The sequence below is a fragment of the Bartonella sp. AP36NXGY genome, from assembly GCF_042195865.1.
Classification (GTDB): domain Bacteria; phylum Pseudomonadota; class Alphaproteobacteria; order Rhizobiales; family Rhizobiaceae; genus Bartonella.
The window spans coordinates 1-4,896 of record NZ_JBHIPD010000048.1 but is presented as its reverse complement, the minus strand read 5'-3'; the positions used below and the strand labels follow the sequence as shown (position 1 = coordinate 4,896).

Sequence of the window (4,896 nt, the reverse complement as noted above, 5' to 3'; positions counted from 1 at the left end):
TACACACTGTTTGGAAAGAAAGAAATCTTACCCCATGGTTTTATCAAGGGAGGCAGTTTTCCAAAGCGTGTTGAATTAAAAAAGCTGAATGGTAATGTATTTCAAAGAGCGGATGGAGATAAATTTCCCATTGCAAAACAAGAGGGACCTTCAATTGCTGGGGTGATGTCCAAACCAGAGATTGCAAGTGCTATTGCACAATATGCCAATGAAAGACTAATCAAAAACATACAGAGACAACTTAAACGTCAAGAATACGCCGCCAATAAGAAAGCTAAATAATGTTCTTAAGCTATGTCACCACACTACTCACAGCAATCTTATTACTTGACAAGATTCACGAAAAACATATATCGTTAAATCAGGTGCCTAGAAAACACCTTGATAGATAGCGGATAGATTGCCGGAACAATCTCTTCTCTGCACATTAAGGCTTTGACTCATTCTATGCTCGTCGCATATAATGATCTCGTCGGGTGTAGTTATGCTATACAATACCCTTTTGGGAAAAGCATAACGACGGACTATCTACCGTGTTTTCTAGCACCCGATACCCCTTGGGGTATGAATAGAAGGCATCTAAGTAGATAGGAGTTCGTTATGAACAATTTAGTAAATACCCAAACCACTTTAACAATGTCTAGCCGTGAAATTGCGGAATTATGCGATAAAAGGCATGACAATATTGTAAGAGATATTCGACAAATATGTACTGACCTCAAAATTGAGGTGAGTAAATTTCAAGGAAATTATAAGGATTCTACAGGACGTAAATTAGTCTGCTACAACCTACCTAAGCGTGAATGCCTTATCTTAATTTCAGGATACAGTACAGTGTTGCGTGCTAAGATCATTGACCGCTGGATAGAACTCGAGAGTCAAGAACAGACCGATTACGATAATGATACACGCTTTGATTTGCCAAGTTATTGGGAGGGTATGAACGCTGGTGAAAAAGTTTTATATCTTTTAGGTCCAATTCATGTGCGTCTTCTTGATGCCTTCAGAGTAGATGAAGAAAACAGAAAATATAAAGCTCTCATTAAAGAAGCAAAACAGGTTCTAGCAAGATCTGTCGTAAAAGTCGCTTAGTTTAAAATATGATTTCATCTTCCCTGCTTGCAAAGTGGGGAGGATATTAATTCAAAGAAGATTATCGATAATGCTTCGCTTTTTCCAGAAAAAATACAATAAAATCAATTCAAAAGGTACTTCCCAGCGGGTTGGCTTCATTGCGGGGCAGGCGAGCGCAAACTATCGCTAGCGACAGAATTTTCAAATTGACTGTACATTGTACACTTAACTTATTGATAAATAACAATTTCAGTATGTTACTGTACAATATGGGATTATTTTTTAGAAAAAGTTTTTTATCACTTGACAAGACAGTATCATTATATCTATTGTCGAATCGGGTGCCTAGAAAACACCTTAAAATACCAAGCGGATTGGTTGCCGAAATAATCAGTCTTCTGAACATTAAAGATTTTGACTCATTATATGCTGTAGCATATAACGGTCTTGTCGGGTGTAGTTACACTATACAATACCCTCACGGGAAAGGTGTGACGACGGACTTGGTACCGTGTTTTCTAGCACCCGGCACTCTTTTAGAGTGTCAATAGAAAACCTCTATTACCAAGGAGTTCACAGTGAACACACTTATAGAAATTAAAGAAAGCACTGCTAATAGTGCTACCACTCAGACTATGTCGAGTCGTGAAATTGCTGAGTTGTGTGGTAAACAACACGCTCATATCATGCGTGATATTCGGCAAATGTTAGGAGAACTATACCCTGAAGGGAGTCAATCCAAATTTGGATCCACCTATTTAGATAAACAAGGTAAGCCTCAAAACTGTTATAACCTACCCAAACGTGAATGTTTAATTCTTGTTTCGGGTTACAGCACTGCCTTACGAGCAAAAATCATAGACCGCTGGCAAGAATTAGAACAACAAGTAGCCACACCACAAGTTGACTATTCGAAACCTGAAGCATTACTTGGTGTCTTAAATCACTTACAAAGTCAAATAGAACAGAAAGACCATGTTATTGCCGAATTAGCATCAAAAGCAGAAGCGCTTGAAGGCTTAAAGCGTTTTGAGGGGGCTATGTGTGGCATCTTATTTTTTTTTATTCACGAGTGGTTGTTCAAGGAGCTTTTTGAGATCTTCTGAATTCATTGCCAGTAGGTGATTTAATGTAACGGTAGTGCGGATAGAATCTTCTAAACGAGCAAGAATTTCACCCGTAAGGCTACGATGATTTGCTTCCGCAAGCTCTTCCAATTGATTTTTCAGTTCAATTGGAATGAGAAATTTAAATTGCACACGATCTTTTTTTGTCATGCACCTAAAATATACCTAAAATACACTTGACACAAGGTACCTTTATGGTACTGAATATGTGCATATGGAGGTAAAATGAAAACGATCCAATATAAAATAAATATGCCACATACATTAAAGGAGTGGTTGTTTAATCGGGCGACTGAGAATGATCGCTCTCTTTCATCTGAAATAATTAACATTCTCAAAAAAGAAAAAGCGCTAGAGCATAAGTCCGCAAAAACTCTCTCTAACGCTTTACATCTAACTAACCTGAAAGAGGTCAATTACAATGAATAATAGCACATACTCACCTACCAATAAAGACAAATTAATCAAATTACGAGAAGTCGAAAACGAGCCTCGTGTTCGCGATGTGGACTTAGCAGAAAAATTAGGGTTTGTTCGTACACGTGACGTTAGAAAATTAATTACAAGAAATATGCAAGAAATAGAACGGTTTGGGAGGTGCGCCACTGTGGCGCACGTAATAAAGGGCAATAACGTAACAGAATATTGGCTTAACGAAGAGCAAGCGTTATTGATTGCGACATTATCGAATACAGAAAAATCTTCTCAAGTCCGTTATATGCTTATTAAGTTATTTGTTGCATGGCGTAGGGGCGAGATAAAGCAATCCTATGTTCAATCGATCGACTACTCCAGTCCAGCAGTAATGCTTGGTGTCTTAACGCATTTAAAAGATGAAAACGAGCGGAAAGACAATATCATTGCTAAATTAGAACCAAAGGCAAAAGCACTTGATGGTTTAAAGCGTTCTGATGGGCTGTTCGGTTTGATAGAAGCCGCAAAGATGCTTGAAGTGCGACCTAAGGATTTAACCAATTACTTGCGTAAAAATGATTGGGTCTATCGACGTGCTCCAGGAGCACCTCTGTTGCCTTATCAGGACAAGATCAAGAAAGGATTCATGGATTGCCCTGCTATTACTATCCAAAGACCTGATGGTACAGAAAAGGTACTCCCTTCAACGAAAATTACCTCCAGAGGATTAGCATGTTTAAGAGAACAAATTCATGGAGGTGTGCAATGAAAATAGATACCAACTTCTTATGCGATTTGTGGATGGCATTATCTCAATTTTCTAATGATGAAAATGTGAGCGACAAAGATTGTAGTGCTCTGGTTCAAACTATGAATGCAATAGAAAAGGTTCTAGTTTTAAAACTTCAAAATGACGTGCCTAATATTACAAAGATCTTGGCAATTCTTACAGATTTTGGAGCTTCAGAATTACCGCATAGCATGGATTCCTTGTTGCGCGCTTATGAACCAAATTTCGAGAGCCCCATTAAAAAAGTTGCTTAAATTCAAAAAACAGAAATCCCCTCTCCGTTCTCAAAATGGGGAGGTGATCTAAAGATCAAGTTGTGAATGAGAGCCTAGACGCACTAAAATCAATCGGTCTTGATCAATCAAGCGATAAATCAACACTAGATCAGGTCGAATATGACAATCTCGGTAATTATTCCAATTTCCAGTCAATGCATGATCACGGTACCGTATCTCTAGAGGTTGATCATTTGCTAATGCTGTGATGACTTTGCGTAAATCAGTATCTAAAAGATGCCGATGTTGCCCTTTCATTTCACGCTTAAAATCACGTTTGAAAATGGTGGTACGTTCAATCGTCCGCATAAAGATCATCAAATAATTCGTCTACGGAATGAAACTTTTTTAAATTGCCTTCATCAAGTTCGGCAAAAGCCGCTATGGTTTCTGCATTGGATTGAAACAAAAAAGAAGGAATAGCTTTATCTTGCGCAATACGTGTCATCAACACTCTCACGACATCACTTACTGACAAACCAGAGGCTTGAATAACTTGACTAGCGACATTTTGAATTTCTTCCGGTACACGTGCCTGAACCATGCGACTGGTAGCCATAATGACTTCTCCTCTCTCAACTGTATTTCAATGTAATACAATTGAAGTTTAATTTCAACTGTAAAGCATTGTTTTTAGAGTGGGGAGGTGGTTATCTTAACAACCGCTTGCTTTTTTTAAGACTTCACCCACATTTACGGCGCTCTTCTGTTACAGACTTTAAAAAGGAGGCTGGTAAAACGCCTTTAGCTGGCTTTAAGCGTGCAAGCTCTTCATCTGTCAATGGTGGAGAATCCACAGCTTCTAAATCTTCTTTTGTGTAGCCACATCTTATCGCAAAGTTTTTTTTAAAAGCCAACAATTCTTGTGTAATTTGGAGTGTATCTGTTTTCATACCGGAATATATACCGGATTATACCCGATTGTCAATCATTCGTAACACCGTAAACTCTTACTTCTTATGGCAGAGAAAAAGCAAGGAGCAACTATGACCAAGAAAGTTCGTGAGGGGATATCGCTTCGTGCGTTTGCCAAAAAGATGCGTGTTTCACCTAATGCGGTGGTTTCTCGGATAAAGACAGGTAAATTTGATGCGGCTCTTTTTGAAGATGGTTCTGTCAATGAAGCCCTTGCCACAAGCATCTGGAATGAGAATCCAACAAAGCGCCCTACTCCATTTTTAGCACCGGATGGTCAACCGCTGACAAAGATCAAACA

9 protein-coding genes and 2 pseudogenes are annotated in these 4,896 nt (G+C 38.7%); 7 read left to right on the top strand and 4 right to left on the bottom strand.

Annotation, left to right across the window (positions count from 1 at the left end; genetic code table 11):
• The 3 genes and pseudogenes from ACFINX_RS09345 to ACFINX_RS09335 all read left to right on the top strand — a co-directional run.
• A pseudogene (locus tag ACFINX_RS09345) lies at positions 1–282 on the top strand (hypothetical protein); the annotation flags it as partial.
• Between the two features lie 318 nt (positions 283–600).
• On the top strand, positions 601–1,092 hold the full coding sequence (locus ACFINX_RS09340) for a Rha family transcriptional regulator (protein WP_375668728.1): 492 nt from the start codon (positions 601–603) through the stop codon (positions 1,090–1,092).
• Between the two features lie 560 nt (positions 1,093–1,652).
• Positions 1,653–2,180, top strand: coding sequence for a Rha family transcriptional regulator (locus ACFINX_RS09335; protein ID WP_375668727.1), 528 nt, complete (start codon positions 1,653–1,655; stop codon positions 2,178–2,180).
• Here ACFINX_RS09335 and ACFINX_RS09330 read toward each other — a convergent pair.
• Positions 2,127–2,351, bottom strand: coding sequence for an Arc family DNA-binding protein (locus ACFINX_RS09330; RefSeq protein ID WP_375628914.1), 225 nt, complete (start codon positions 2,349–2,351; stop codon positions 2,127–2,129). The genes ACFINX_RS09335 and ACFINX_RS09330 overlap by 54 nt on opposite strands.
• 75 nt (positions 2,352–2,426) lie before the next feature.
• Here ACFINX_RS09330 and ACFINX_RS09325 point away from each other — a divergent pair, with 75 nt between their 5' ends.
• From ACFINX_RS09325 to ACFINX_RS09315, 3 genes are read left to right on the top strand one after another with little or no spacing between them, the layout of a single operon-like run.
• A complete protein-coding gene (locus ACFINX_RS09325; protein ID WP_004859798.1) occupies positions 2,427–2,630 on the top strand; it encodes an Arc family DNA-binding protein in 204 nt (67 codons plus the stop codon).
• Entirely contained in the window at positions 2,623–3,384 is a 762-nt protein-coding gene (locus ACFINX_RS09320) for a phage antirepressor KilAC domain-containing protein (RefSeq protein ID WP_375628915.1), read from the top strand. Before ACFINX_RS09325 ends, ACFINX_RS09320 begins: the two co-directional genes overlap by 8 nt.
• Positions 3,381–3,659, top strand: coding sequence for a hypothetical protein (locus ACFINX_RS09315; RefSeq protein WP_375628917.1), 279 nt, complete (start codon positions 3,381–3,383; stop codon positions 3,657–3,659). The genes ACFINX_RS09320 and ACFINX_RS09315 overlap by 4 nt, the downstream gene beginning before the upstream one ends.
• Positions 3,660–3,707: 48 nt before the next feature.
• On the opposite strand, the gene ACFINX_RS09310 is transcribed toward ACFINX_RS09315, so the two are convergent.
• The 3 genes from ACFINX_RS09310 to ACFINX_RS09300 form a co-directional block, all read right to left on the bottom strand.
• Positions 3,708–3,989 (bottom strand): type II toxin-antitoxin system YafQ family toxin, encoded by a 282-nt coding sequence (locus tag ACFINX_RS09310; RefSeq protein ID WP_375628921.1) that lies wholly within the window; start codon positions 3,987–3,989, stop codon positions 3,708–3,710.
• Entirely contained in the window at positions 3,976–4,239 is a 264-nt protein-coding gene (locus ACFINX_RS09305; protein ID WP_375668726.1) for a type II toxin-antitoxin system RelB/DinJ family antitoxin, read from the bottom strand. Before ACFINX_RS09305 ends, ACFINX_RS09310 begins: the two co-directional genes overlap by 14 nt.
• A 124-nt stretch (positions 4,240–4,363) precedes the next feature.
• The gene (locus tag ACFINX_RS09300) at positions 4,364–4,573 is read right to left on the bottom strand and encodes a hypothetical protein (RefSeq protein WP_375628919.1); all 210 of its coding nucleotides are present in this window, start codon (positions 4,571–4,573) and stop codon (positions 4,364–4,366) included.
• 93 nt (positions 4,574–4,666) lie between these two features.
• On the opposite strand from ACFINX_RS09300, the pseudogene ACFINX_RS09295 reads away from it, so the two are divergent.
• Positions 4,667–4,896: pseudogene (locus ACFINX_RS09295) on the top strand (hypothetical protein); the annotation flags it as partial.

Excerpts from the sequence above, each read along its gene's own strand:
- ACFINX_RS09340 (WP_375668728.1), top strand. The coding sequence starts at position 601 with ATGAACAATTTAGTAAATACCCAAACCACTTTAACAATGTCTAGCCGT.
- ACFINX_RS09330 (WP_375628914.1), bottom strand. The coding sequence starts at position 2,351 with ATGACAAAAAAAGATCGTGTGCAATTTAAATTTCTCATTCCAATTGAA.
- ACFINX_RS09325 (WP_004859798.1), top strand. The coding sequence starts at position 2,427 with ATGAAAACGATCCAATATAAAATAAATATGCCACATACATTAAAGGAG.
- ACFINX_RS09320 (WP_375628915.1), top strand. The coding sequence starts at position 2,623 with ATGAATAATAGCACATACTCACCTACCAATAAAGACAAATTAATCAAA.
- ACFINX_RS09315 (WP_375628917.1), top strand. The coding sequence starts at position 3,381 with ATGAAAATAGATACCAACTTCTTATGCGATTTGTGGATGGCATTATCT.
- ACFINX_RS09310 (WP_375628921.1), bottom strand. The coding sequence starts at position 3,989 with ATGCGGACGATTGAACGTACCACCATTTTCAAACGTGATTTTAAGCGT.
- ACFINX_RS09305 (WP_375668726.1), bottom strand. The coding sequence starts at position 4,239 with ATGGCTACCAGTCGCATGGTTCAGGCACGTGTACCGGAAGAAATTCAA.
- ACFINX_RS09300 (WP_375628919.1), bottom strand. The coding sequence starts at position 4,573 with ATGAAAACAGATACACTCCAAATTACACAAGAATTGTTGGCTTTTAAA.